The sequence below is a fragment of the Prevotella sp. E13-17 genome (genome assembly GCF_022024035.1).
Classification (GTDB): Bacteria; Bacteroidota; Bacteroidia; order Bacteroidales; family Bacteroidaceae; genus Prevotella.
Genome location: NZ_CP091787.1, coordinates 1,205,859 through 1,231,836, shown reverse-complemented (window position 1 = coordinate 1,231,836; position 25,978 = coordinate 1,205,859). Strand labels below are relative to the sequence as shown.

At 49.3% G+C, this 25,978-nt stretch carries 23 protein-coding genes; 17 read left to right on the top strand and 6 right to left on the bottom strand.

Annotated elements, in window-relative coordinates; genetic code table 11:
• Positions 1-28 precede the first annotated feature (28 nt).
• From thrA to thrC, 4 genes are read left to right on the top strand one after another with little or no spacing between them, the layout of a single operon-like run.
• Complete coding sequence (thrA, locus tag L6472_RS04495; protein ID WP_237807432.1) at positions 29-2,500, top strand: bifunctional aspartate kinase/homoserine dehydrogenase I; 2,472 nt, start codon at positions 29-31, stop codon at positions 2,498-2,500.
• Positions 2,501-2,502: 2 nt separating this feature from the next.
• A complete protein-coding gene (locus tag L6472_RS04490) occupies positions 2,503-3,816 on the top strand; it encodes a cofactor-independent phosphoglycerate mutase (protein WP_237807431.1) in 1,314 nt (437 codons plus the stop codon).
• Positions 3,817-3,840: 24 nt separating this feature from the next.
• A complete protein-coding gene (locus L6472_RS04485) occupies positions 3,841-4,932 on the top strand; it encodes an AI-2E family transporter (protein ID WP_237807429.1) in 1,092 nt (363 codons plus the stop codon).
• 11 nt (positions 4,933-4,943) lie between these two features.
• Positions 4,944-6,275: a threonine synthase gene (gene thrC / locus L6472_RS04480; RefSeq protein WP_237807427.1), complete on the top strand. Its 1,332-nt coding sequence runs from the start codon at positions 4,944-4,946 to the stop codon at positions 6,273-6,275.
• Here the strand turns inward: thrC and L6472_RS04475 are convergent.
• Together L6472_RS04475 and L6472_RS04470 are read right to left on the bottom strand one after the other, a co-directional pair.
• On the bottom strand, positions 6,261-6,992 hold the full coding sequence (locus L6472_RS04475; RefSeq protein WP_237807426.1) for an ABC transporter permease: 732 nt from the start codon (positions 6,990-6,992) through the stop codon (positions 6,261-6,263). The two genes, thrC and L6472_RS04475, sit on opposite strands and share 15 nt — an antisense overlap.
• Before the next feature lie 31 nt (positions 6,993-7,023).
• Positions 7,024-7,581: an ABC transporter ATP-binding protein gene (locus L6472_RS04470; protein ID WP_237807424.1), complete on the bottom strand. Its 558-nt coding sequence runs from the start codon at positions 7,579-7,581 to the stop codon at positions 7,024-7,026.
• 701 nt (positions 7,582-8,282) lie between these two features.
• On the opposite strand from L6472_RS04470, the gene L6472_RS04465 reads away from it, so the two are divergent.
• Together L6472_RS04465 and L6472_RS04460 are read left to right on the top strand one after the other, a co-directional pair.
• Complete coding sequence (locus L6472_RS04465) at positions 8,283-9,176, top strand: Abi family protein (protein WP_237807423.1); 894 nt, start codon at positions 8,283-8,285, stop codon at positions 9,174-9,176.
• A gap of 61 nt (positions 9,177-9,237) precedes the next feature.
• Positions 9,238-9,411 (top strand): hypothetical protein, encoded by a 174-nt coding sequence (locus L6472_RS04460; RefSeq protein ID WP_237807422.1) that lies wholly within the window; start codon positions 9,238-9,240, stop codon positions 9,409-9,411.
• A gap of 330 nt (positions 9,412-9,741) precedes the next feature.
• On the opposite strand, the gene L6472_RS04455 is transcribed toward L6472_RS04460, so the two are convergent.
• Both L6472_RS04455 and L6472_RS04450 read right to left on the bottom strand, forming a co-directional pair.
• Positions 9,742-10,881, bottom strand: a complete 1,140-nt coding sequence (locus L6472_RS04455) for an HNH endonuclease signature motif containing protein (RefSeq protein WP_237807421.1) — start codon at positions 10,879-10,881, stop codon at positions 9,742-9,744.
• A 9-nt stretch (positions 10,882-10,890) separates the two neighbouring features.
• Entirely contained in the window at positions 10,891-11,643 is a 753-nt protein-coding gene (locus L6472_RS04450; RefSeq protein ID WP_237807420.1) for a hypothetical protein, read from the bottom strand.
• Positions 11,644-11,796: 153 nt separating this feature from the next.
• Here L6472_RS04450 and L6472_RS04445 point away from each other — a divergent pair, with 153 nt between their 5' ends.
• The 11 genes from L6472_RS04445 (at position 11,797) to epsC (ending at position 24,139) form a co-directional block, all read left to right on the top strand.
• Positions 11,797-12,813: a hypothetical protein gene (locus L6472_RS04445; RefSeq protein ID WP_237807419.1), complete on the top strand. Its 1,017-nt coding sequence runs from the start codon at positions 11,797-11,799 to the stop codon at positions 12,811-12,813.
• Positions 12,770-13,579 (top strand): hypothetical protein, encoded by an 810-nt coding sequence (locus L6472_RS04440; protein WP_237807418.1) that lies wholly within the window; start codon positions 12,770-12,772, stop codon positions 13,577-13,579. Before L6472_RS04445 ends, L6472_RS04440 begins: the two co-directional genes overlap by 44 nt.
• A gap of 222 nt (positions 13,580-13,801) precedes the next feature.
• A complete protein-coding gene (locus tag L6472_RS04435; RefSeq protein WP_237807416.1) occupies positions 13,802-14,149 on the top strand; it encodes a hypothetical protein in 348 nt (115 codons plus the stop codon).
• A 198-nt stretch (positions 14,150-14,347) separates the two neighbouring features.
• A complete protein-coding gene (locus tag L6472_RS04430; RefSeq protein WP_237807414.1) occupies positions 14,348-15,658 on the top strand; it encodes a hypothetical protein in 1,311 nt (436 codons plus the stop codon).
• Between the two features lie 92 nt (positions 15,659-15,750).
• The gene (locus L6472_RS04425) at positions 15,751-16,671 is read left to right on the top strand and encodes a CHC2 zinc finger domain-containing protein (protein WP_237807412.1); all 921 of its coding nucleotides are present in this window, start codon (positions 15,751-15,753) and stop codon (positions 16,669-16,671) included.
• Positions 16,672-17,474: 803 nt separating this feature from the next.
• On the top strand, positions 17,475-17,906 hold the full coding sequence (locus tag L6472_RS04420) for an HU family DNA-binding protein (protein WP_237807411.1): 432 nt from the start codon (positions 17,475-17,477) through the stop codon (positions 17,904-17,906).
• A 158-nt stretch (positions 17,907-18,064) separates the two neighbouring features.
• Positions 18,065-18,166, top strand: coding sequence for a smalltalk protein (locus L6472_RS04415; protein ID WP_155808454.1), 102 nt, complete (start codon positions 18,065-18,067; stop codon positions 18,164-18,166).
• Between the two features lie 206 nt (positions 18,167-18,372).
• Positions 18,373-19,362 carry an agmatine deiminase family protein gene (locus L6472_RS04410; RefSeq protein WP_237807410.1) on the top strand — a complete coding sequence of 330 codons (990 nt, stop codon included), beginning with the start codon at positions 18,373-18,375 and terminating at the stop codon, positions 19,360-19,362.
• A gap of 13 nt (positions 19,363-19,375) precedes the next feature.
• Entirely contained in the window at positions 19,376-20,230 is an 855-nt protein-coding gene (locus L6472_RS04405) for a carbon-nitrogen hydrolase (RefSeq protein ID WP_237807409.1), read from the top strand.
• 635 nt (positions 20,231-20,865) lie between these two features.
• Entirely contained in the window at positions 20,866-23,058 is a 2,193-nt protein-coding gene (locus tag L6472_RS04400; RefSeq protein WP_237807408.1) for a glutamine synthetase III, read from the top strand.
• Between the two features lie 166 nt (positions 23,059-23,224).
• Complete coding sequence (gene epsC / locus L6472_RS04395) at positions 23,225-24,139, top strand: serine O-acetyltransferase EpsC (RefSeq protein ID WP_237807407.1); 915 nt, start codon at positions 23,225-23,227, stop codon at positions 24,137-24,139.
• Between the two features lie 63 nt (positions 24,140-24,202).
• On the opposite strand, the gene L6472_RS04390 is transcribed toward epsC, so the two are convergent.
• Together L6472_RS04390 and L6472_RS04385 are read right to left on the bottom strand one after the other, a co-directional pair.
• Complete coding sequence (locus tag L6472_RS04390; RefSeq protein ID WP_237807406.1) at positions 24,203-24,712, bottom strand: hypothetical protein; 510 nt, start codon at positions 24,710-24,712, stop codon at positions 24,203-24,205.
• 72 nt (positions 24,713-24,784) lie between these two features.
• Positions 24,785-25,972, bottom strand: coding sequence for a hypothetical protein (locus tag L6472_RS04385; RefSeq protein ID WP_237807404.1), 1,188 nt, complete (start codon positions 25,970-25,972; stop codon positions 24,785-24,787).
• Positions 25,973-25,978 lie beyond the last annotated feature (6 nt).

Below are 25,978 nucleotides of genomic sequence, written 5' to 3'. Positions count from 1 at the left end.
TGCACCTTGTAATATAAAAACTAAATCAATGAAAGTACTGAAGTTTGGCGGCACCAGCGTAGGTTCCGTGGATAGCATCCTCAGTTTAAAACGTATCGTCGAGGCAGAGAAGACACCCGTTATTGTTGTAGTCAGCGCCCTTGGCGGCATCACAGACCGTCTTATTGCCACATCCAAAATAGCGCTTGCAGGCGATGATTCATGGAAAACTGAGTTCAACAGCATACGCATGCGCCACTTGGATATGATTGACACGCTTTTCAAAGAGCAAGAAAAGCATCAGCAATTGTCTGATATCATCAATTCACTTTTCGAAGAGTTAAAGTCTATATATTATGGTGTTTACCTGATTCACGACCTCAGTCCAAAGACCGAAGCAACCATTGTAAGCTACGGTGAGCGTCTGAGCAGCCACATCGTGGCCAACCTGATTCAAGGTGGCCGCCGCATGAATAGCCGCGACTTTATCCGTACTGTAAAAAAACAAGGTAAACACGTGCTCGATGCCGAACTAACCAACTTATTAGTGAAAGATGCTTTCGCACCGATTTGCAATGCTGCCGACAGCAACACCGTGGCTGTAGTGCCAGGCTTTATCGCTCGCGACCGCGACACTAACGAGACTACAAATCTGGGACGTGGTGGTTCCGACTACACAGCTGCCATCATCGCCGCTGCGCTTGATGCCGAAGTTCTCGAGATATGGACCGACGTGGATGGTTTCATGACTGCCGACCCTCGTGTCATCAAGACTGCCTACACCATCAACGAGCTATCCTATGTAGAGGCCATGGAGCTATGTAACTTTGGTGCCAAGGTGGTTTACCCGCCTACCATCTATCCAGTATGTGTAAAAAACATACCTATTAAGGTCAAAAACACTTTCAACCCCAGTCATCCTGGCACACTTATCAAACAGAAGATTGAGAACGACTCGAAGCCTATTAAGGGTATCTCGTCAATCAGTGGTACCACGCTAATCACGGTGACGGGTCTTTCGATGGTGGGCGTTATTGGTGTCAACCGTCGCATCTTCTCCACATTGGCAGAGAATGGCATCTCGGTCTTCATGGTTTCACAGGCCTCTTCAGAAAACTCTACCTCTATTGGTGTTCGCGACGAGGAGGCTACACAGGCTGTAGATGTGCTGAATCAGGAGTTTGCCAAAGAAATTGAGACAGGTGCCATGTTCCCCATGCACGCAGAAAGCGGATTGGCCACTATTGCTATCGTAGGCGAGAACATGAAGCACACGCCAGGTATAGCAGGCAAGTTGTTTGGCACACTAGGACGTTCGGGTATAAGTGTCATTGCATGTGCTCAGGGTGCATCCGAGACAAACATCTCGTTTGTTGTCGATGGGCAGTATCTTCGCAAGTCACTAAACGTGCTACACGATTCTTTCTTCTTATCAGAATACAAAGTCCTCAATCTTTTTATTTGCGGTATTGGTACGGTTGGCGGCAACCTCATCGAGCAGATTCGTTCACAATACGAGACGCTAAAGGAAACACGGCAGCTCAAACTCAATGTGGTGGGTATTGCCTCATCGAAAAAGGCGGTATTCAATCGTGATGGCATTGACCTGAGCAGATACCGTGAACTACTTCAAAATAGTGATATCAGCAAACTAAAACAAGAGGTAATTGGCATGAATATTTTCAACTCGGTATTTGTCGATTGTACAGCATCCGAACAGGTGGCCAACCTCTATCAAGACTTTCTTGACCATAACATATCGGTGGTTACAGCCAACAAGATTGCAGCTTCATCGGCTTACGACAACTATGCCCGTCTAAAACAAACGGCATTAAAACGTGGTGTAAAATTTCTCTTTGAGACCAACGTAGGTGCTGGATTGCCGATCATCGGCACCATCAACGACCTATTGAACTCTGGCGATAAGATTCTACGTATTGAAGCTGTGCTCAGTGGTACCCTGAACTTTATATTTAACACTATCTCACGAGAGGTTCCTTTCTCCGAGACCGTACGACTGGCTAAGGAAAAGGGCTACTCTGAACCAGATCCTCGTATTGACCTCTGTGGCAAAGATGTCATCCGCAAACTGGTTATCCTGACACGTGAGGCAGGCTATAAAGTAGAACAAGAGGATGTAGAAAAACATCTGTTTATGCCCGACAGTTTCTTCGAGGGCTCACTTGATGAATTCTGGAAGAATCTGCCTTCACTCGATGCCGACTTCGAAACTCGGCGCCAGGAACTTGCCAAGGAGCATAAGCGCTGGCGTTTTGTTGCTAAGATGGAGACGATGCCTACTTCCACGAATGCTGAGTCTCCCGAATTCAAGACATCTGTATCGCTTGAAGCTGTAGATCCTCGTCATCCATTCTATGGGCTCGAGGGCTCAAACAATATTGTACTGCTCACCACCGAGCGCTATAAGGAGTATCCTATGCTTATACAGGGGTATGGCGCCGGTGCTGGAGTGACTGCAGCAGGTGTATTCGCAAACGTTATGTCGATAGCAAATATCTGATTATGAAACATCTCATCATTTTAGGCGATGGCATGGCAGACCACAAGGTGGCACGACTAGGCGGGAAGACACTTCTACAATATGCCCGACCTGAGTACATGAATCGTTTGGCCAAAGCTGGTCGCACAGGGCGACTGATTACCATTCCCGAGGGATTTCAGCCTGGTTCTGAAGTGGCCAACACGGCTATTCTGGGCTATGACCTAAACCAAGTGTACGAAGGACGTGGTCCGTTGGAAGCAGCATCTATTGGCTATGAGATGCAACCCGATGACTTGGCACTCCGCTGCAACATCATCACTCTTGAGGATGGCAAAATTATCACCCATAATGGTGGCAACCTCCAGACGGAAGATGCCCGCGTGCTTATTGATTACCTAAACGAGCACCTGGCAAAGCCTATCAACGACAAGGCGGGTTACGAGCTTGTGAAGTTCATTTGTGGCATCCAGTATCGCCACCTACTCATCATCAAGGGTGGAAACAAGCACATCACTTGTGCACCGCCACACGATCATCCGAATGAGGAGTGGCGCAGACTCACCCCCCAGCCCCTCCCTGAGAGGGAGGGGAGTAATTACTCTCAAGACAATGAAGAAACGAAAAAGGTAACCACTCCCCGCCCTCACAGGGAGGGGCTGGGGGCGGGTCTCACAGCTGCTCTCCTCAACACTCTCATAGTGCGCTCTCAAGAACTACTCTCCCAGCACCCATACAACCTCGACAAGGCTGCACGTGGCGAACGCATGGCCAACAGTATCTGGCCTTGGAGTGGAGGCTATCGTCCCTCTATGCAGACGCTGATGCAACTGTACCCACAGATTAAGTCGGGCTCCGTTATCTCTGCTGTCGATTTGATTCAGGGCATTGGCAAATATGCGGGTCTTCGCATCATCAAGGTGCCTGGAGCCACAGGTCTGGCAGACACCAACTACGAGGGTAAGGCGCAGGCTGCCATCGAGGCCATTCAGAAGGACGACTTCGTGTTTGTCCATGTGGAAGCTACCGACGAGGCTGGCCATGATGGTGACCTTGAACTGAAGCTCAAGGCCATCAACTACTTAGACCAACGTCTTATAAAGCCCATTTTCGAAGCAACAGAGAAGATGGATGAGCCTGTATGCATCGCTATCCTTCCCGACCATCCCACACCTGTCGAGCAGCGCATCCATGTCAACGAGCCCGTGCCTTTCCTTATATATTATAAAGGTATTCAACCAGACCATGTGGAGCACTACGACGAGGAATCGTGCGTCGCAGGCAGTTATGGTCTGCTGCGCCTCAATGAGTTTATGCAGACCTTCATGAGCATTTAGTATCACTCAAAAACAACCAGAGGTATGGAACGAAAGACTATCACATTCGACGCTTTTGTCAGGGGCATCATGGGAGCCATCATCTGCGTGGCCATCTACCTGTTGCTCAACCGTCTAAGCAGCGTGCTCACCCCGTTTTTCATTGCGTGGTTCATAGCCTACATGCTGCTGCCTCTGGTCAAGTTCTTCCAGTTCAAGTTGCGCTTGAAATATCGCATTGCAGGCATCATCTGCGCTTTCATCACAGTGGGACTGGTGGCGTGGGGTGGCTTCATCCTGATTGTACCGCCTTTCATCGACGAAGCAGCCAAGATCAAGGACCTCATCATTGCCTATGCCGAGAGCAACGCCATGCTAAGCAACATCCCCGATGCGCTGCAGACATTCATCCACGACCATTTCAGTGCCGAGCAACTGAAATCCGTGATAACCCACGAGGGATTCATCACCGAGATGAAGGCTGCCGTACCGCGCCTCTGGGCTTTTGCCAGTCAGTCGGTCAACATGGTCATGGGTCTTTTCTCCATCACCATGATACTGCTCTACACGCTGTTCATTCTGCTCGACTACGAGCGCATGTCCACAGGCTGGGTCAAGCTGCTGCCCCGAAAATACAGACACATAGCACAACAGGTGGTGAGCGATGTGGAAACAGGTATGAACCGATACTTCCGCGGACAGGCGATGGTGGCCTTCTGCGTGGGTGTGCTCTTCAGCGTGGGCTTCCTCATCATCGACTTTCCGCTGGCCATCGCCCTCGGACTGTTCATCGGCCTGCTGAACATGGTGCCCTATCTGCAGTTGCTGGGCTTCATACCCACCATCATGCTCGCTATCGTGAAGTCGGCAGAGACAGGACAAAACTTCTGGATGGTGCTCAGCATGGCACTCGTGGTGTTTGCCGTGGTACAAACCATTCAGGACACCATCCTCACACCAAAGATTATGGGACGCGTCACGGGGCTCAACCCTGCCATCATCCTGCTCTCGCTATCCGTATGGGGCGCCTTGCTGGGACTCCTCGGCATGGTCATCGCCCTGCCCATGACTACGTTGCTTCAGACCTACTATCTGCGCTACGTCATCAAGGAAGACAATAAAACAGAAACTAAATAATATCATTGCTGATGAAATACTATAGCACCAATGGAAAAGCCCCTGTGGCAGACCTGCACAAGGCCGTGGTGAAAGGCTTGGCCGAAGACCGCGGACTCTACATGCCCGAGCTTATCAACAAGTTGCCGAAACAGTTCTTCGACGACATGTCGAAGATGTCGTTTCAGGATATCGCCTACAACGTAGCCAGCGCTTTCTTTGGCGACGATGTGGACCTCGACAGCCTGCAAGACCTGGTCTATGACACCCTGCAGTTCCCCTGCCCCGTTGTCAAGGTGAAAGAAAACATCTACTCACTGGAACTCTTCCACGGTCCAACCTTGGCATTCAAAGATGTGGGTGCACGCTTCATGGCTCGCCTGCTGCAATACTTTATCAAACAAGAAGGAAAACATGAGACGGTCAATGTCCTCGTAGCTACCAGTGGCGACACAGGTTCGGCTGTAGCCAACGGCTTCTTAGGAGTAGAAGGCATTCACGTGTATGTGCTCTACCCTAAAGGCAAGGTAAGCCCCATCCAGGAGTGTCAGTTCACCACGCTGGGCCAGAACATCACCGCCATCGAGGTAGATGGCGTCTTCGACGATTGTCAGCGGCTGGTCAAGAGTGCCTTCATGGATGCTGAACTCAACAATCACATGAAGCTTACCTCGGCCAACTCTATCAACGTGGCACGTTTCCTGCCTCAGGCGTTCTACTACTTCAATGCAGTAGCTCAACTCTCAGCCCTCGGCCATCAGACATCAGACATCACCATCTGCGTGCCCTCAGGCAACTTCGGCAACATCTGTGCTGCCCTCTTCGGTCATCAGATGGGCATGCCCGTGAAGCGCTTCATCGCTGCCAACAATGCCAACGATATCTTCTTCAACTACCTGCAGACGGGTCAGTATAACCCCAAGCCCTCTAAGCAGACACTGGCAAATGCCATGGACGTAGGCGACCCCTCAAACTTCGCCCGCATCATCAACCTCTACAGCGAGAATGGCAAACTCTCGCCCGAGGAGACCCACCAGCGCATCACCTCGCTCATCAGCGGTGCCACCTATAGCGACGAGCAGATCAAGGAGACCATGCGCCAGTGCTACAAGGAGACGGGCTATATCCTCGACCCGCACGGTGCCTGTGGCTATCGTGCCCTCGAAGAGCAACTCAAGCCCGGCGAGATAGGCATTTTCTGTGAGACTGCCCATCCAGCTAAGTTTAAAGAGAAAGTCGATGAGATACTGGGCATCGATGTTGAGATACCCGCACGACTGGCAGCCTTCATGAAGGGACAAAAGCAAAGTGTGCCCATGACGAAGGACTTTGCCGACTTCAAGGCCTTCCTACTTGCCCAGTGACGAGAAGCGCTCGGCCAATATCAAGAATAGTAGTGTAGCCACAACCGAGGCCACAAAGGCAGCTGCCGTCAGCAGCAGCATGGCCACCACCGCAAACAGTGGTTGCACACCGCCCAGCAGCATACCGCAAAACAATGTTGGCATAGCCACAACCAGTGGCTGTGCCATTTGTTTTATCTGTGCCATCACCGAGGCCCTCAGGGCCCGTTTCACGCTGGGCATCAGCGTCTCTATGCGTGTTGCTCCATTGGCTGTGAGGTAGGCCCGATGTGCAACAGTATGCCTCAAGCTATTGGCGTAAGTCTGCATCATCCGAACCACAGACACCGTCAAGTAGTATAACAGCACACCTACCACTGGAACCATCGTCTTGCTACCAAAGCACCACATCAGCAAGCCACCCGCCAGCAGACAACCTCCCGTCACGGCTCCAGCCACAGGTATCAGCATGTTGCGATGCTTCAGTCGGCCTTCCATCATACACCAGCCCGTAGCCAGTATCAACATGGTGGCAAGCCACAGCCCACTAATCCACATAGTGTTGTAGTGGTACACCGCCCAGGCGCCGCCGCCCACCACCATCAATTGCAGCGTCAACGAGGCAAAAGCCTTCAACACGCGCCACAGCGACTTATGGTCCGTCCATGCCAATACAGCCACGGCTCCAGCCAGCAGCAAAAGCAGCAACACCACACCTATCATTGATTGTATTTCCATTGTTCTTTCGTTTTTTTATTAAGTAAACGCCCTACAGTTCCACCACCATATCAGAGGCAGCCACAATCGCCTGTTCTGTGCTCGTCGCTATCACAAGCTTTCCCCCCTGCTGTGCCAGTCTCTGCAAGTAGTCGGCACATGCCGCAGCGGGATTGTCAACCAGCAGAATAGGCTTTTGCCTCAGCACCGCCACAGCCAGCAAGCGTGCCTTGTCGCCCACCGTACCCGTACGTTTCATTTCTTCAGCCAATAAGCCATTAGAGATAGGCAACTCGCGGTTGGCCTTCAGCTCGAACACCTCTTGAACCGTGGGCGGCTCATAGCGCTTCACCTCACCCTCGGCCGTCAACCGATCGGGAGCATATGCCATCAGCGCCCTAAACTCGTCGGCCATCTCTGCCGACAATGGTTCGCCATCTATGCACACGTAGCCACTCTTCACCGCCCTCAAGCCCATCATAGCCAGCAACAGTCCCGTTCGGATCTGCGCGCTGCCCCCCGTGAGACAAATCATCTGTCCCTCTTCGGCGAGCATCGACACCGTCCTTTCGGCTCCCTCTATCAGTGTTTCGTTCAGTTCCAGCACCATAATCTTGAATTCTCTGACTGCGAAGGTACGAAGAAACGAGTAAAGAACAAAAGAAAAAACCGTTTTTTTCTTTTTTCTTTCGAGCGATAGTACCTTAGACGCAGTCAAAGGTACGAATAAGTGAGCAAAGAACAAAATAAAAAAGACTCGCTTTTTATTTGTATTTCTCCACGATTGGAGCCGCCTACGGCGGGAAATTCTTCAAAATTTGATTCAAAATTTCTCATTTATATTTTCTCCCTGTCTGACACAAGCCGAAGGATATAAAATCCTGTTTAATTTTGAATCAAATTTTATATAATTTCCCTGCGAAGCAGGCTAACCTTCCGCACTATCGAAGCAGGCTAAGCTCATAAGCTCCCCTCCCTTCAAGGGGAGGGGGAGGGGCAGGGGTGGGGTCTGTATCTCCATTGGCAGTTAGAACAACACTGACCCCACCCCCGACCCCTCCCCTACATGGGAGGGGAGGGGCTGCGCAAGGTTCAAGCTAATATGCACAAAAGGGTCGGTTCTTGGCAAGCCAAGCGAGCAAGCTCGAGCGCTGTTGTGCACTTAAGAAAATGGATGCATAAAATGACGATTTTTTAAAAAAAACTTGGAAATCTCAAATAAAGTTGCTAACTTTGCAATAACAAATCCCACCACGCTTCTCGTCGCAAGGCCAGCGGACCAGGGTGGGACGTTTCTTTGAATATAAGTTTATGCACTATAACAAACAACCACTATCCCTCGCTGACCAGATAAATATTCTGAAGCAACGAGGGTTAATTTTTGGAGACGAACAAAAGGCTTTAACCATCTTGAACTATATCAGTTACTTCCGCCTCGCAAGTTATTGGAGGGTAATGGAAGTTAATAGCCACCCACATATATTCCGTCAAGGTAGCCGATTTGAGAGTGTACTCGAACTCTATAATTTTGACATGGAGCTTCGCGCTCTTGTTTTCAATGCCATCCAACACATAGAGATTGCTGCACGAACAAAAATCAATCAGCATTTCGCTATTACCTATGGCGCTTTCTGGTTCATTGACGCAACACTAGCTGCCAATCCAGGTCTATACCAAAAGAATCTTGATACACTAAGAACTGAGTTGAATAGAAGTCACGATGACTTTATTTTAGAGCATTTCAGAAAGTATGATTCACCTGACTTCCCGCCATCTTGGAAGACTCTTGAAGTGGCTTCGTTTGGAACATTGTCTAAGTTGTATAAGAACATGAATAACTTTAATGTGATGAAACGTGTTGCGCGCGACTTTGACATGCCACAACATGAATACTTACGCAGTTGGCTTGAAAGTCTTACAGTTGTGCGCAACTGTTGTGCTCACCATGCTCGTCTGTGGAATGCTCACTTCCCTGTACGCCCCAAAATGACCCCTCGAATGAGACAAAAATGGATTACAGATTTTTCTTTCCCTGACGATCGTTTGTATCCACAGTTATGCTGTATTACCTATTGGTTGAATAGTATTAATCCTGCAAATACTTTTGTAAAAGAGTTCAAGGCATTGCTTGCTAAATATCCGACAGTAAATCCTCTCCAGATGGGCTTTACTCGAAATTGGCAGAATGAACCACTCTGGCAATAATCATTCCTTTTTTCATATAGTATTAGGCTCTGAAAGTACGTCTTTTAGAGCCTAATACTTTGTGTGTACCTTTGTGCCCTTCCATTCTCATGTAATCTCTCAGAGCCGTACCATCCGCATTGCCTTCCAGTCCGAGACCCGCATGGTGGACAACCATCGCATCAAGTCCATGCTCAACGGTATCCACATTCGCGAGCAGGACAAGTATGGCAGCGAGGTTGAGGAGGGGGGATAGAAGCCCTTCCCTAGCCCCTCCCGCAGAGAGGTTTAGCCTGCTTCGTGCACAAAAGGGTCGGTTCTTGGCAAGCCAAGCGAGCAAGCTCGAGCGCCGTTGTGCACTTAGAACTAACCGTAGCTCTATTCTGCATATCATTATAATAGAAAATACGGTATTCGTTATTTGATACGGGATTCTTATACTTTTCAATATGGTACTCGGGGAAGGATAATGATTTTTTTAATCGATTGATAACTTTAGGCGCCAATTTATCTGCCCATCTTTTCACTTTCTCTTCCTCTTTCTCAAGCTCATTGTGAGCTTCCAAATATGTCATTGACGATACTATCATATCTCTATTTCTCCACTTAGTATAGACTTAAATAATTTTTCAGGTTCATCACCTATGTCAAAAGCGCCTACATTCTCATGACAAAAGAATCCATCCTCAAATGTAATTTTGGTAAAAGCATGTGTATTGGGGCCAATATGAACACGACACATAACCCACAAACAACTATCCTGAGTCATTCCAAATTGCAAAACATGCGAATCTCCATATTTGCTTGTGCAAAATAATTTCCCTTCCTCCAGGCCATTCATGTACACTTCAAGAGGATTACCAGAAAATTGCTGAGGACAACAAGGGAACTCTGAAGGCGTTCGCCAATTCTTTTGTTTTGCAAGCGGGGTCAGAGAATCAGATATGTAATCAGTTTCCGTATATTCTAAACTATCAGAACCTTCAATTGTATCCCAATCTCCATTCGATGGCACGTCTATCTTATTTTCCTTGTTTCCAAAGGTCTTAGCGAGCCATTCCTCTGTATCCATAATATTACTTTCGTATGCTTCTTTTATTGGTATTTCTGTTTTATTTCTAACATGCCCCGTAAATGAAAAAGATGGCGTTCTTGATGATTTGGCAATAGGCTTATCATAAATCCATTCTCCAATCTGATGCTCACATTCTTTATAATTAGGATTAGGCAATGCCGTTCTAGCCCATAGCGTCCAATTTTCTAAACTGTTCTTTGCTTCTTCTTGGGTAACACTTCTCATCCAAGAATTGGTCTTCTTTTCTTTCCCATAAAGCAACGATGGGTTTTCTTTAAAAGCTTCAATACTTCCACATACCAGTTCAATCTTCTTGCGAGTAATCTCATTTTCTAGAAGATTATCTTGTTTTGTTACCCATCGTAAATTATCTGGCCTGTTGTTTTGGCAATTCGTATCAATATGATCTGCTACATACTGTTCATCTGGGGGTAACCCATGGAAAGCCGTTGCAACAATTCTATTTACACGTTCACCAGCAATACAAAGATACCCACCAGCACCAGGGGTACCTCGAGTCCAAACATTATCAAGTCTCCGCTTAGGTTTTCCTACCCTACGATGACGCATGACTGCCCCATCTTCACGAGCCGAATAATGTTCATCCTTATAGTCGCACTCCCTAATTTCCAGCGAAGAAAACAAATCCATATTCATCTATCAAAAATCCTCCTTTACATAATTATATGGACCATATACTAAGCGCAGACCATAGCGTTTCTTAGTCAGGCTATTGGTGGTATCATATTTTATTATATCTACATGCAAGCCAAAATCTACGCCATCCTCTGACCAAATTGGAGCTAAACCTCCTATCGAATAGGGTTCGTTTACGTCGTTCAGCACAGAGAAACCTATATACTTTTTATTAAGCTTTTCATCCAGTAAGGCTTTCTCTTTCATAGCATCGGCTTTTGTTTCGCATTCGATAACAAAAATAGCTGAATTAAAATAGCTGTTCACCCCATCAGACTGGAACAAGAAATACATACTGTTAAAATCCAAACCAGCATATTTCTTATTTCTATATATTATTCTATCCTTGTCAGAGAATAGGCTCTCGTAATCACCATATTTATTCTGTAGAATATTCTTGGTCTTTTCATAGGAAGAGCCAAAGGGCACATTGCATATTTCTCTAACCGTAACCGCATCAAACACACGACGCCAAAAAGAATCACATGCTAGCGAATCATCTAAAAGAGCCGTTATTGTTTCCCCATTTGGAAGTTTACAGGTCATTGATCTATCCATATAATCTGACTGTTTTAACACCTCCAGAGCAATGGGACGAGTAGCTAGCGGGAAAGCATCTAAAAAGCTACCACCTAAATCATTTACAGGTTCAGAAGTTGTTCCCTGAGCAAATAGACATACAGGGAAAAATAATAATATGTACAATAAATTTTTCATAAGGCTAATAACTAATAGGTTTTGTTGCAAAGATAAGTAAAAATATGGAATCTGATTCCTTTATGAGTGAAAAATTTTGTAACTTTGCGCTTCCTTTGCTGAAAGGGCAACATAAGAACGGATTTATTTGTATTCACCATAACGCTTAACTGAATGGAAAAAGTAAGATCTCTTTACGCAATCTACAAATTCGATTTTCATAAATCACAAACGCCTACAGTTCTGGCGGCTGCCGAGGGTATCGATGGGGCTAAATATGTGAAACATGCTCAGACGTGCTTTGCAAGTCTGTTTGATGGAAACAGCATCGACAAACTGGCTAAGAAGAAAAATGGCGAGGTTGTGACCTTGCTGCCAAATGATGTATTGGCGAAAGCTGACGGAATCTTTCTTTGGCGCGTGAACAATAGTCAGTTTAAGGACTGGTGGAAGCGTGCGGGAAAGGACCAGAATGGGTTCGACAGGTATGAGAAGGGGGAGATTGAGTCGAACCCTTATTGCTATATTTTGATAGATAATCGGCCTGGTGTGGGACTGATGGCTATTGAGAAATCGTCGGCTTGGGGAAGCAGACCCGACATGCTGCGCGATGTGATACTGGAGAACTTCAACCGTATGCTTGGCGACTTGTTCGACCTGGAGATGCGCATAGAGGCGAGGATGAACCCAAAGGATATCTGGGAGTTTGTGCACGAACGTTTGTTTGAACATGGCGACTTTATTCGTAAGGTTTCGTTCTCGTTTCTGAATCCCAAGAAAATCAATAAGTCGAACGGTACGGAGGTTAATTCTGCCCACCTGAAGGCGATGCTTAAGACGATTGAGATTTCGGATGCTTTGAAAGGTTTCTTCACGATGGAGTTCGACAAGAACTCGCATGCTAGGATTTCGCAGGAGAACAAAGACATGGCTGAGATGGTGCGTCTGTGCAGCGAGAACGGCTATGACATCAGCATCACCTTCAAGGAGTTTAAGACCTATCGCATCAACGACTACGTGAGGGCTTACTATCCGCTGTCTTTCGATGTGTTGAACAACTTTAGTTTGGGCAGTCGCAATTTTGACGACAAGACTGAACTTGAGGCGTGGTTTAACTTGATTGGTGAACAGACTAAAAACTACCTGAATGAATCAGAGGTTCCTACACGACGACATAAGGCGCGTAAGTGAGCAGTATGCCGAGAATGAGCTCTACAAGGCCATCTGCACGATTGGTCTTCAGTTGGAAAACGAGCTGCCGCAGTTCGGACTAAACTCTGAGGAATGCATCACGGAGGCGCTCGAGCTGTTGACCGTCATTGCCGAGAAGGGCGAGGCTATCCTGCCTGAACTCGAGAGTCTTTGGCTCAGAAAAGTGAATGAATACAGGCGACATGACAGACAGGTATGCGACGACGAGATACGCAAGGCGGTGGGCATTGTCTTCGGCTTTGCCGTTTTGGCCGTGAACAGCAGTAGGAACAGGTTTTATCGTTACCGACTTTCTGAACGACTCACAATGGTGGTGGCCAGTCATAAGTGGGAGGGGTGGTCGGCCACGCTCCGTCAGATTTTCAGCGTTCCCCTACCCGACGGATGGTTCGACGCTTTCCTCAGCGAGGCACAAGAGTGCACAGCAGAACCGACCCCTTTGTGCACCTCTGGCGCCAGGTCTACCAGCTTTTCCGACTACATCATCAATCAAGCAGAAGCCGACGAGATTGTAGGTATCATTAAGCAGAACCTGAAACCCGACAACGTGAAGCAGTCGGCTTTGGTCATCATCGGGGGCATAGAGGCAGGGAAAATCAGCCGCGATGTTTCGGCACCAAGTATTGATAGGGAATTTGGTGTGAAAGCCGCCTCTGTCAAGCCTCACCTTACTCATTATCGGTCTGGAGGTTATTTCTCGGAGGAAGAGCTGGAGCCCTACAAAACGCTTTTTAGCAAGAAATAATCGTCAGGAACTGTCAAAACGAATAGCGATAAATAGCGATGAATATACGGCTGTTTATCGCTATTCTTATTTTTTGTTCCGTTAGCATACAAGCCCTACCTTTGCACTCGCCAAACAACGGGAGAAATGCCAAGCGTAGACCGAAGGCTGTCTCACTCTCCTGGTTGGATGGAAGGGACCCTCGTGTGAGACGGAGGCTTTCCCGGAAAGAGAAAAGTTCAAATGAAAACCAATATTGAACTGTGCGTGGACGTAAAAACAAATTTGAAGAACGACCTACGCATGAAGGCTGGCAAGGGCTATCAGGGCGTGCTGACGCGCCACGTGGTGTGCGAGGATTTCAAGTACAACGAGTACATGACGTTCGTGGAGACCGCTAATCAAAAGCGAGTGAAGCGCAACCCGAAGCTGTTCAACGGGAGGTATATCTCCCTCACTATGAGCGACAATGGCAGTCCGCGCCTGAACTTCAAGAAACTGAGGATGGGACCTCGCTTCTCGCCAGAGCGATATGCGCTCGCCGTTTACAATGAACTACTGTGGGCGTTGGAATGCCTGGTAGAGAAGTGAAGAACTGGAATCTTACAATCTTACAGTCTTACAATTAAAAAAATGAGGTACGCAACACCTTATATTATTATATAATTAATTGATATATAGATAGTTATATATAGAACCGAGAAAAGCATACCCCTCAAAAAAACAACTGTAAGACTGTAAGACTGTAAGAACACAGAAAGTATAATTCATCTAAAAAGCTAATAATCAATGAAATACAACATCAGTAAATCAAAGGCTCCCGAGATGCCTAACCTCGGAAAAGGTACAGAATGCATTAAATTACTGCTCTCACAGACGTCAAAAGACATGCACGAACCCCTTGTTCCAATGCTTTTCCCTGTACTTGGCGCACACATTAGTGGTTCGGAATTTCAGTACCCAGACCTCAGTTGGAAGGAAATGTGTGGCCAAATGGCACATCTCGTAGCCGATTCGGGTAATAACAAGGGACAATTAGGCAACTTGGTGGAAGCCATTTGCCGTGATTTTCGTCAGCACGATGAAGAGGAATTGAAGAAACTGGTGGAATGGGCTAAGCAGACAAAGACCCGCGGAGCCAACAAGGAAAAGCCTGCCCGTCCGGATACGGCCATCCTCTTTCCACCGACTGATACCACGCGTGCAAGCTTCCTGCTCAACGCCATGGGCTGTGAGGCTTTGGGAGGAAGAACACAATACTTCAATCTGCCTGAGGTCGAGATGGCTGACGGACTTTGTGGCGGTCGTAGGCAGGTGTCGCACATGCTCCGAAATATCTATGACAAGGCTCGTGCAGGTGCTATGAGAGCAACGGCCGATGGTGTGACTGGCAACCCCATCCTTCGGGCCTGCATGACCATCTCATCGACTCCGATTGCCGCACGAAGCTTCTATAAGAACGAGCTTTTCAATGGTACCTTCGGCCGAATGGTCTTTTCCTATAAGGCAAGAACCAGCCGTAGCGGACGCATTCCGCGGCAGGGTCAGTACTCCGACGAATTCTATCAGAAGTTGGACGAATATCTGTCACGACTCGACCTTTGCAAAGGGCGTTATATCATCCGTCCGCTGAACAAACTGGCCGACAAGCTGGCTGAGGATATGGCATCGATGGCGGACTTGACCGACGACGACGTGCTTTGGGACATGTCGAAGCGTGCATTGGTGTCGGCATGGAAGGCAGGCTGCATACTCTGGGTTCTCAACAATCAGACGTGGACAAAGGCCATGGGCGAGATGGTGGAATGGTTGCTCTATCGCGACATTTGGAGCAAATTGCGCATATTCTCAGATATGCTGAATGGTGGCGACACCAGCATCCAAGAGGCAAGCAAAGCAGGTCCCAAAAACATGCTCGACTCGCTACCCGACACTTTCAACGAAGCACAGCTGGAGGCGCTTCGCTTGGAGTCTGGCAAGAATAAGGAGGGAACCAGGAACCAGCTGTACCAATGGATGCATCGTAAGTTCATCACCTACTCTGCCCAGACGGGACTGTACACTAAGACGGAAGAGTACTTGGGGAAAATTGAAAATTGAAGAATTGAAAAATTGAAGAATTGAAGAATTGAAAAATTGAAAAATTGAAGAATTGAAAAATTGAAGAATTGAAAAATTGAAGAATTGAAAATATGGAAAAGCATGAATTGCAAAAGCTCCGCGACCTCCCCATCGAGGGGGTCGCCGAGCGACTCGGACTGAGGGTAGTGAGGCACAAGTGCCTCTGCCCCTTTCACGACGACAGCCACCCTAGTCTCTCGTTCAAGGTGAGCAAGAACACGTACCGTTGCTTCGTGTGCGGAGCCTCGGGTGGCACCATCGACCTGGTGATGCGCCACCTGCACATGGACTTCAAAGCCGCCTGCCATTGGCTGGCCGACGAACATAACATCATCCTCGATGAATGGAAGCAGCAAGAGGTAACCACTCCCCTCCCTCACAGGGAGGGGTTGGGGGTGAGTCTTCATCGCTACGAACGCTTCTTTGAGCATCCCTTTCTGAACGACGAGGCACGCAGGTTCCTCTACGAGGAGCGTCGTTTGGATGAGCGCGTGGTTCGTTGGTGCCGCCTCACGTCGTGGCGCGACAAGCAAGGTGTGCCCTGGCTGCAAATACCTTATTATAATCGCGAAGGCAAACTAGTGGGCGTGCAGAACAGGAATCTGGTGCGTGGCGCCCTGCCCCGCTTCCGCTTCCCGCAGGGCTCGCAATGCGGCATCTACAACCTGCCTGTGTTGAACATGCTGCGACCGGGCGAACAGCTCTTCATCACCGAGGGCTGCTCTGACTGCTGGGCCATGCTCTCGGCGGGTCACAAGGCCATCGCCATTCCCTCTGCCACCCTGCTCACGCAAAAAGACAAGGAACTGCTTCGTAGTCTTAGCTCCTCCCTCTTGGGGAGGACGGGAGGGGGTTTCCACATGTTTCCCGATCGTGATGCGCCTGGCGAGCGTCTGTTCCTACAGTTGAAGGAGGTGTTGCCCAATCTGCAGCACCACCAGCTTCCCCCTGGCTACAAGGACTTCGGGGAGTATTATAGGAGCCTCCACTAGCCCCTCCGACTGGAGGGAAACTTCGAAGGCGTGGGAGGTATGGCCTGCTTCGCAGGGAAATTATTCAAAATTTGATTCAAAATTAAACAGGATCATTTTCTACTAGCGAGGAAGAAAATTAAATGAAAAATTTTGTTTTCAATTTTGAAGAATTTCCCGCCGACAGGCGGCCTCATTCGTGGAAGTTTTAGCCTGCTTCGCAGGGAAGGTATAGCTCGACGGCCGACAGGGAAAGTCAAATTTTTCAACCTGTGCGGTTGTTTTCTTAGCTTGAACCTTGCGCAGCCCCTCCCCTCCCATGTAGGGGAGGGGAGTTTCGCGGATGCTATACCTTCCGCCGTAGGCGCTCCTGATACGTGCCGACAGGGAAAGTCAAATTATTCAAAATCTGATTCAAAATTAAACAGGGTTTTATATCCATTCGGCTTGTGTCAGACAAGAAAAAAATAAAAATGAAAAATTTTGTTTTCAATTCTGGAAAATTTCCCGCCGACAGGCGGCCTTATTCGTGGAAGTTTTAGCCTTCCCGCCGCAGGCGGCCCCATTCGTGGAAGTTTTAGCCTTCCCGCCACAGGCGGCCCCATTCGTGGAAGTAGGCGACTCGAAGAATAGTGACACTTTTCCATCCTTAAAGTGCCACTATTCGTAGCGAAAAGCGCCACTATTTCATGGCAAAACAACGCGAAAAAAAGTTGGGAACAAGGGCGAAAAAAGTTTGGAAAATATTTGCAAAATCGAAATAAATTTCGTACCTTTGTAACGTAAAGCAATAGTCATTTAACCATTAAAAACACACAACATTTATGCGATTCAAAAAGTATCAAAACAAGGTAAAAAACTCAAAAATGTTTGGCAAGTGGTACGGACGTGCCGTTGTCAGCGAAGTAGTGACCACCGACCAGCTCGCCGACGAGATTCAGCGCAACGCCTCGGTCAAGAAATCTGACGTGAAAGCCGTGCTCTGCGAACTGAGCGAGGTGATGAACCAAAAGTTGATTCAGGGTGGTCGTGTGGTGCTCGACGGCATTGGTGCCTTCAAGATAGCCATCTCCACCACGGGAGCCGACACCGAGAAGGAGTTCACCGCCAACAACATCAAGAGCATCCGCATTGCCTTTCAGCCCGAGACCCGCGTGGTGGACAACCATCGCATCAAGTCCATGCTCAACGGTATCCACATTCGCGAGCAGGACAAGTATGGCAGCGAGGCGGAGGAGCAGGAGAATGAGGACTAAACAAACAGACCCACCCCCGTTCCCCTCCCTGTAGGGAGGGGCGCTTTTACTCTCATCGTTGAGTTTGCGCCATAGGGCGCAACACCTCTCAGTTCTCCGCTCGAGCTTGCTCGCTTTCCTTAGAAAGAACTCTCAACTATTATTTTTTTTTTATTACCATGAAAAACAAAATTGAAACTTGGAAGTTTATCGTGCAGACCATCATCGCCGTGCTCACGGCGATCGCCACTAGCCTCGGCGTGGCTAGTTGTATGAATTGACCCCTCCCTTCCGCTGAACTCCCCTCCCATGTAGGGGAGGGGCAGGGGTGGGGTCTGTAACTTCTTTGCAGTTAGAACAATACTGACCCCACCCCCGACCCCTCCCCTACATGGGAGGGGATTTGCCAAAGGTACTATCGTTCGGAAATACAAATAAAAAGCGAGCTTTTCTTTGTATTTCGCTCACTTATTAGTACCTTTGCACCATGAAAACTAACAAGAGACGGATGCTGGCCGAATGGGAGGCACAAAGCATGGTGCAACTGACATGGCCTCACAAGGACACGGACTGGGCACCGATACTGCCAGAGATCACGGCTGTCTATAGAAACTTGGCTCGCGAAATAGGTAAGCGCGAGGCATTGCTCATCGTCGCACCTGAAGAGCTAAGCGCCGAGCTTGGTAACCTGGAAAATGCGAGCATCACTTCTTTCACTTCTAACGATACGTGGGCACGCGACCACGGCTTCATCACCGTCGAGGAGGACCAGCAACTGGTGCTGCTCGATTTTCAGTTTAATGGCTGGGGAGAGAAGTTCGAGGCTGAGCTGGACAATCAAATCAACAGATACTTGTATGACCAGGGATTGGTAAATGGAGACTATGAGCAGCATCTGGACTTTGTGCTGGAGGGTGGCTCGATAGAGAGCGACGGACAGGGCACGGTGTTTACGACCAGCTGCTGTCTGATGGCGCCACACCGCAACCAGCCTCTGACGCAACTGGAGATAGAGGAGCGACTGAAAGCATGGTTGGGGGCGGAACGCATCGTGTGGCTGAACCACGGCAGTCTGATTGGCGACGACACCGACGGGCACATCGACACGCTGGTACGCATCTGCCCTAACGACACCATAGTATATACGGGTGGAGACGAGGCGCATCCTGACTTGGCGCTGATGGAGGAAGAGCTAAGGGGACTGCGCACCACGGATGGCAAGCCCTACCGCCTGCTGAAGCTGCCCCTGCCCCGCCCCATCTATGATGATGGCGACAGGTTGCCTGCTACGTATGCCAACTACCTCATCGTGAATGGGGCGGTGCTGATGCCTACCTACAATCAGCCTGACCTCGATGCCGAGGCGATGCGCGTGGTGGGCGAGGCGTTCCCCGACCGTGAGATTGTGGGGATAGACTGTAGGGCTGTCGTGAAGCAGCATGGGTCGCTGCATTGTTGCACGATGCAATATTATTGAAAGTTGAGAAATTATGAAGATAGGAATCATTCAACAGCACAACACGGCCGACCGCGAGGATAACAAGCGGAGACTGGCCGAGAAGGTAAGAAAGGTGGCACGCGAGGGCGCTGAACTCGTGGTGCTGCAGGAGTTGCACAACGGGCTGTACTTCTGTCAGGTGGAGGACGTGAACCTCTTCGACCAAGCAGAGCCTATCCCCGGACCCTCCACCGAGTTCTACGGCGCACTCGCCAAGGAGCTGGGCGTGGTGATCGTGACCTCGCTCTTCGAGCGTCGCTCTGCAGGATTGTATCATAACACCGCGGTGGTTATGGAGAAAGACGGCACGATTGCCGGCAAGTATCGCAAGATGCACATCCCCGACGACCCTGGCTACTACGAGAAGTTCTACTTCACACCCGGTGACCTGGGCTTTGAACCCATCCAGACCTCGGTAGGAAAGCTGGGCGTGCTGGTGTGCTGGGACCAGTGGTATCCCGAGGCAGCGCGACTGATGGCATTGGCTGGTGCCGAGTTGCTCATCTACCCCACCGCCATAGGCTACGACCCACACGACACGCGTGAGGAGCAGGAGCGCCAGCGCATGGCGTGGCAGACGGTGCAGCGCGGACATGCTGTGGCCAACGGTCTGCCTGTGGTGACGGTGAACCGTGTAGGCGACGAGGACGGTGTGCCTTTCTGGGGCACTTCGTTTGTGGCTGGTCCGCAGGGTGAGTTGCTCTACGAGGCGCCCACCGACCAGGAGACGGAGGCTGTTGTCGAGGTGGACATGAAGCGCTCGGAGCAGGTGCGTCGCTGGTGGCCTTTCTTGCGTGATCGCAGAATCGAGGCTTATGGCGACATCATGAAGCGTTTCAGAGATTAGGAGCCTGCTTCGTGGGAGGTTTAGCCTGCTTCGTGGAAAAAGTAGCCTGCTTCGCAGGGAAATTATATAAAATTTGATTCAAAATTAAACAGTTTTTATATCCTTCGGCTTGTGTCAGACAAAAAAAATAAAAATGAAAAATTTTGTTTCCAATTTTGAAGAATTTCCCGCCGACAGGCGGCCTCAATCGTGGAAGTTTTAGCCTGCTGCGCAGGGAAATTTTTCAAAATCTGATTCAAAATTAAACAGTTTTTATATCCTTCGGCTTGTGTCGGATAAGAAAAAAATCAATTGAACAATTTTGTTTTCAATTTTGAAAAATTTGACTTTCCCTGTCGGCCGTCGAGCTATACCTTCCCGCCGTAGGCGGCTCCAATCGTGGAGAAATACAAATAAAAAGCGAGTTTTTTTTTGCATTTCGCTCGTTTATTCGTACCTCTGACTTCGTCCAAGGTACTTGCATTCGAAAGAAAAAATAAAAAGCGAGTCTTTTTATTTTGTTCTTTGCTCACTTATTCGTACCTCTGACTTCGTCTAATGTACTGTCGTTCGAAAGAAAAAATCAAAAGATAGGATCTTTTATTTTGTTCTTTGCTCACTTATTCGTACCTTTGCAGGCAAAATTAGACAAGGCAATGACAAACAATTTAAGATTTCAGGTAGTGGAAGAGGCGTTCAAGAAGAGCGCCGTCAACGTGGAAGTACCCAGCGAACGTCCGTCAGAGTATTTCGGCAAGTATGTGTTCAACCGCGAGAAAATGTACAAGTACCTGCCGAAAGACATCTACGACAAACTGGTGGATGTGATTGACAATGGGGCTCGTCTCGATCGCTCGATAGCCGACGCCGTGGCTGCCGGCATGAAGCAATGGGCCATAGAGATGGGATGCACCCACTACACCCACTGGTTTCAGCCTCTGACCGAGGGCACTGCCGAGAAGCACGACGCCTTTGTTGAGCACGACGGCAAGGGAGGCATGATGGAGAAATTCTCGGGTAAGTTGTTGGTTCAGCAGGAACCTGATGCCAGTTCATTCCCTAATGGTGGCATCCGCAACACCTTTGAGGCACGCGGCTACTCAGCATGGGACCCCACCAGCCCTGTCTTCATTATCGACGACACACTGTGTATCCCCACCATATTCATCGCCTATACGGGTGAAGCCCTTGACTATAAGGCTCCCCTGCTCCGTGCCATCCATGCCGTGAGCAAGGCAGCCAAGGACGTTTGCCAATATTTCTATGACGACGTGACCAAGGTGCAAGTGAACCTGGGCTGGGAACAAGAGTATTTCCTGGTGGACGAGGGCCTCTACTCTGCCCGCCCTGACCTGCTGATGACGGGTCGCACCCTGATGGGCCACGAGAGCGCCAAGAACCAGCAGATGGACGACCACTACTTTGGCACCATCCCCGACCGCGTACAGGCATTCATGAAAGACTTGGAAATACAGTCTCTGGAGTTGGCCATCCCCGTGAAGACACGTCACAACGAAGTGGCTCCCAACCAATTTGAGTTGGCCCCCATCTTTGAGGAGTGCAATCTGGCAGTTGACCACAACATGCTACTGATGTCGCTGATGAAGAAGGTGGCACGCAAGCATGGCTTCCGCGTGCTACTGCACGAAAAGCCGTTCGATGGCATCAATGGCAGTGGTAAGCACAATAACTGGAGCCTTAGCGCCGACAATGGCGTATTGCTGCATGCACCGGGCAAAACACCTGAAGAGAACCTGCGTTTCGTGACCTTTATCGTGGAGACACTGATGGCGGTATATAAGCACAATGGCCTGCTGAAGGCTTCTATCATGAGCGCCACCAATGCCCATCGTCTGGGTGGCAACGAGGCGCCTCCTGCCATCATATCGAGCTTCCTGGGCACGCAGCTCACGGAACTGCTGAACCACATTGAGACATCAGAGACCAACGAATTGTTCAACCTGAAAGGCAAACAAGGCATGGTCATTGACATTCCTCAGATTCCCGACCTCATCGTGGACAATACCGACCGTAACCGCACATCGCCATTTGCCTTCACAGGCAATCGCTTTGAGTTCCGTGCACCTGGTTCGAGCGTTAACTGTGCCAGCGCCATGATAGCCCTCAACGCTGCTATGGCCGAGGCCCTGATTTCGTTCAAGGAGCGCGTGGATGCCAAGATTGCCAAGGGCGAAGACAAAATTCAGGCGCTGCTTGAGGTATTGAAGGACGATGTAAAGACGTGTAAGCCCATTCGCTTCGATGGCAACGGATACAGCGAGGAATGGGTGAAGGAGGCTGCCAAACGCGGACTCGACGTAGAGAAGTCATGCCCCGTGATCTTCGAGCACTATCTGGACGAGTCGAGCATCAAGATGTTTGAGAGCACCAAGGTGATGAACAAGAAGGAGCTGGAGGCCCGCAACGAGGTAAAATGGGAAATGTACGTCAAAACCGTACAGATAGAGGCTCGCGTATTGGGTGATTTAGCTATGAACCACATTATACCAGTGGCCACCCACTACCAGTCGAAACTGATCAAAAACGTGCAGGGCATGAAAGAGGTCTTTGACGTTGAGCGCGCCAAACGACTGTCAAGCCGTAACTTGAAACTCATCGAAGAGATTGCCGAGCGTACGGAGAAAATTGAGCAGTTGGTTGATGATCTTACCGAGGCCCGTCGCGTGGCAAACCGCATTGAGGACATCCACCAACGTGCCATTGCCTACCATGACACGGTATGCCCCAAAATGGAAGCCATACGTTATGAGGTGGACAAACTGGAGCTAATCGTAGAGGATGGTTTGTGGACGCTGCCTAAGTACCGCGAGTTGCTGTTCATTAGGTAATATCGAGGGGACGAGGATAGATTCGAGGTACGAGGTACGAGGTGCGAGGTACGAGAATAGAAAAATCCGCCAGCAAATCTGACCTCGCACCTCGTACCTCGCATCTCGCACCTCGCATCTCGCACCTCCGACAAAAAAAAACAATAAATAACAAAAAAAGACATAGATGGAACAGGACGGACTGAACGAAGTGCTACAGAGAAACGTAGCAAAATTGTCGAAACTGTCGGACCGCGAGCGTGATATGATGCCTGCAGGTTTGGCACCCATGCCAAGCGTAGAGGAAGTAAGACGCATCGTGAGCCTGTGTAAGGATATCATCTTCACCGACTACTTCCACAAGCGTCAGAGCGACGAGAAGATGCGCTCATACCACATAGGTGTGAGCATGGACGAACTCTACACCCTGCTAAAACGACAGATAGCTCGCGGCATGCAGTTCTGCGAGGATTGCGACTGCACGGAAGATGCCGTGCTACGGGCTGCCGAAGATCTGGCACTGAAGTTCATCGACGAGTTGCCCGAGGTGAAGCGTCTGCTATACACCGACGTGGAGGCTATGTTCCAGAGCGACCCCGCCGCCACCAACTATGGCGAGGTGATCTATTGCTATCCGGTGATGAACACCATGACGCACTATCGCATAGCTCACGTGCTGCACAAGATGCAGGTGCCGGTGATACCGCGCATCATCACCGAACAGGCTCACTCGAAGACGGGTATCGACATTCATCCAGGTGCCGAGATTGGCGAATACTTTGCCATAGACCACGGCACTGGTGTGGTGATTGGCGAGACGGCCATCATTGGCAATCACGTCACGCTGTACCAGGGTGTGACGCTGGGTGCCAAGAGTTTCCGCTACGACGAGAATGGCAACATGCTGAACATTCCGCGCCACCCCATCATCGAAGATCATGTCACGGTCTATTCAAACGCTTCTATCCTGGGGCGCATTACCATTGGTCACAATTCGGTGATTGGTGGCAACATCTGGGTGACGAGCAATGTGCCTCCCTACTCTCGCATACAGCAAAGCCGAGCTATCGATGCCTCGTTCCAAGGCGGACTGGGCATTTAGCCATTAAGGATTATGAGGAAATGATATAATACAGATACAGAAGAAGAGTAGGCCCTATTGAGCCTACTCTTCTTCGTTGTTGAAGCTGGGTGCCTGACGACTGTCGAAGTAATCATCGGGCGAATCGACCTTGATCAGATTGAATGAAGCCAGCGGTCTGCCCGTCTCGGCATCGTCGAAATAGCCCTTGAAGCGCATGCGGCTACCCACCCAATAGGTCTCAAAGTCGCGTATCACTACATGAGCGCCATCATCATAATGCAGATGAATGCGTCCGCGCTTCACACTCCATCTGAAATAGACCTTCGTAGAGCGATGGGTGCGGAGGTTATAGTCTATCTCATAACCCTGACCTCCTTTCAGCCACGATCCATCCTGATCAAACATGATCTCGGTGTCGTACTCATCGCTAACCTCATAACCACGATAAGAATAATAATCACCAATGATGGTACCCTGCCAAACACCTTCCAGGTCGTAGGCCAAAGCAGCATCTTCATCACAACTGGTGAAAGCCAACATCACAGCCATCATGGCCATGATCATTTTGGTATATGCGTACATCTTTTTCATAACTTTTGAAGTAATTTGGTTTGTCTATGGCAAAAGTACATCAAATAACAGAAACCTACAATAGAGAAAAGCCTATTTCAGTATAGGGTTTTTCCTAATTTTCAAAACGGACACCAATGACACCCCACTCAGGACAAGGGCAATAAGGAATGTATAGTAATAGCCCACAGTGGCCTGAAGCACCCCCGACAACATACAGGAGATCATCAGCGACAGGGCCATCAGCGACTTGCCAGCCTCGCGATTGGCAACATGACGAAGCACCCATAGATAGGCCGCAAAGCCAAAGCCATAGGAGGTTTGCTCTATCAGTACACCAGTACTGATGATCAACAGATCAGAGGGCTCCCAATAGGCCATTAAAGCATAGACGGCGCAAGGCACCACCATCAGAAGCGACATGGGACAAAACCAACGTGAGAGGCCATCGCGGCGCAATACCCTAAAGCCCAGCATACCACCAATAGTAAGGCCGGTAATGCCTACGGTGCCCATCACCAGTCCAAACTCCTGGGGCGACAGGCCTAAACCGCCACTGCTCGGAGCATCAAGCAGAAAAAGGATGCCAACCTTGGCTTGGAGACCAACCGCAAAAGGATAGGCCAAAAGAAACATGCCCCCCACCTCATGCAGCGAGGGCAGCGAGCGATGGATGTTGTAGTCTGCATCATGAAGACAGCGGGGGAGTGCAAGACGATGCCACATACAAAACAACAGGAACAAACCTGCCAGAATATAGAACGTGGCTTGCCACGAGTAGAAACGGTCGTAGCGGTAAAGCACTTGCAGATTGCCTACCATCATCACAAGCACGCCCTGGCCAACAATGACGGCCATCTTGCGTGCCAACTCTTTCACCCGCATGAAAGCAGGCAGGTGATCATTGTGGGTCACCAGTCGGTAGAGTCCATCTACTGCCACATTATGTATGGCAGTGAGCCAAGCTATCGACAATAGGATGATAATCGTACACCAGACTGATGCCATGAAGAACGACAAAAAGGCAAAAGATATGGCCAGGAAAAGCTCTGAAATGCCTATCCACATGGTGAAGTGCTGCGGCCGAACCACATAAGGTTTCCACCAGAACTTTGTGACCCAAGGCGCATGGAACAACGCCACACAGCCGAGAGCGGCATTGCTGGACAGTCCCATCTGACTGAGCATGATGAGCGAGAGAAACATCACCATCACATAGGCTATCCCTTTTGCAAAGTACAAAGTGGATAGCCATACGAGTGGTGTATTCTGATTGCTCATTGCTAC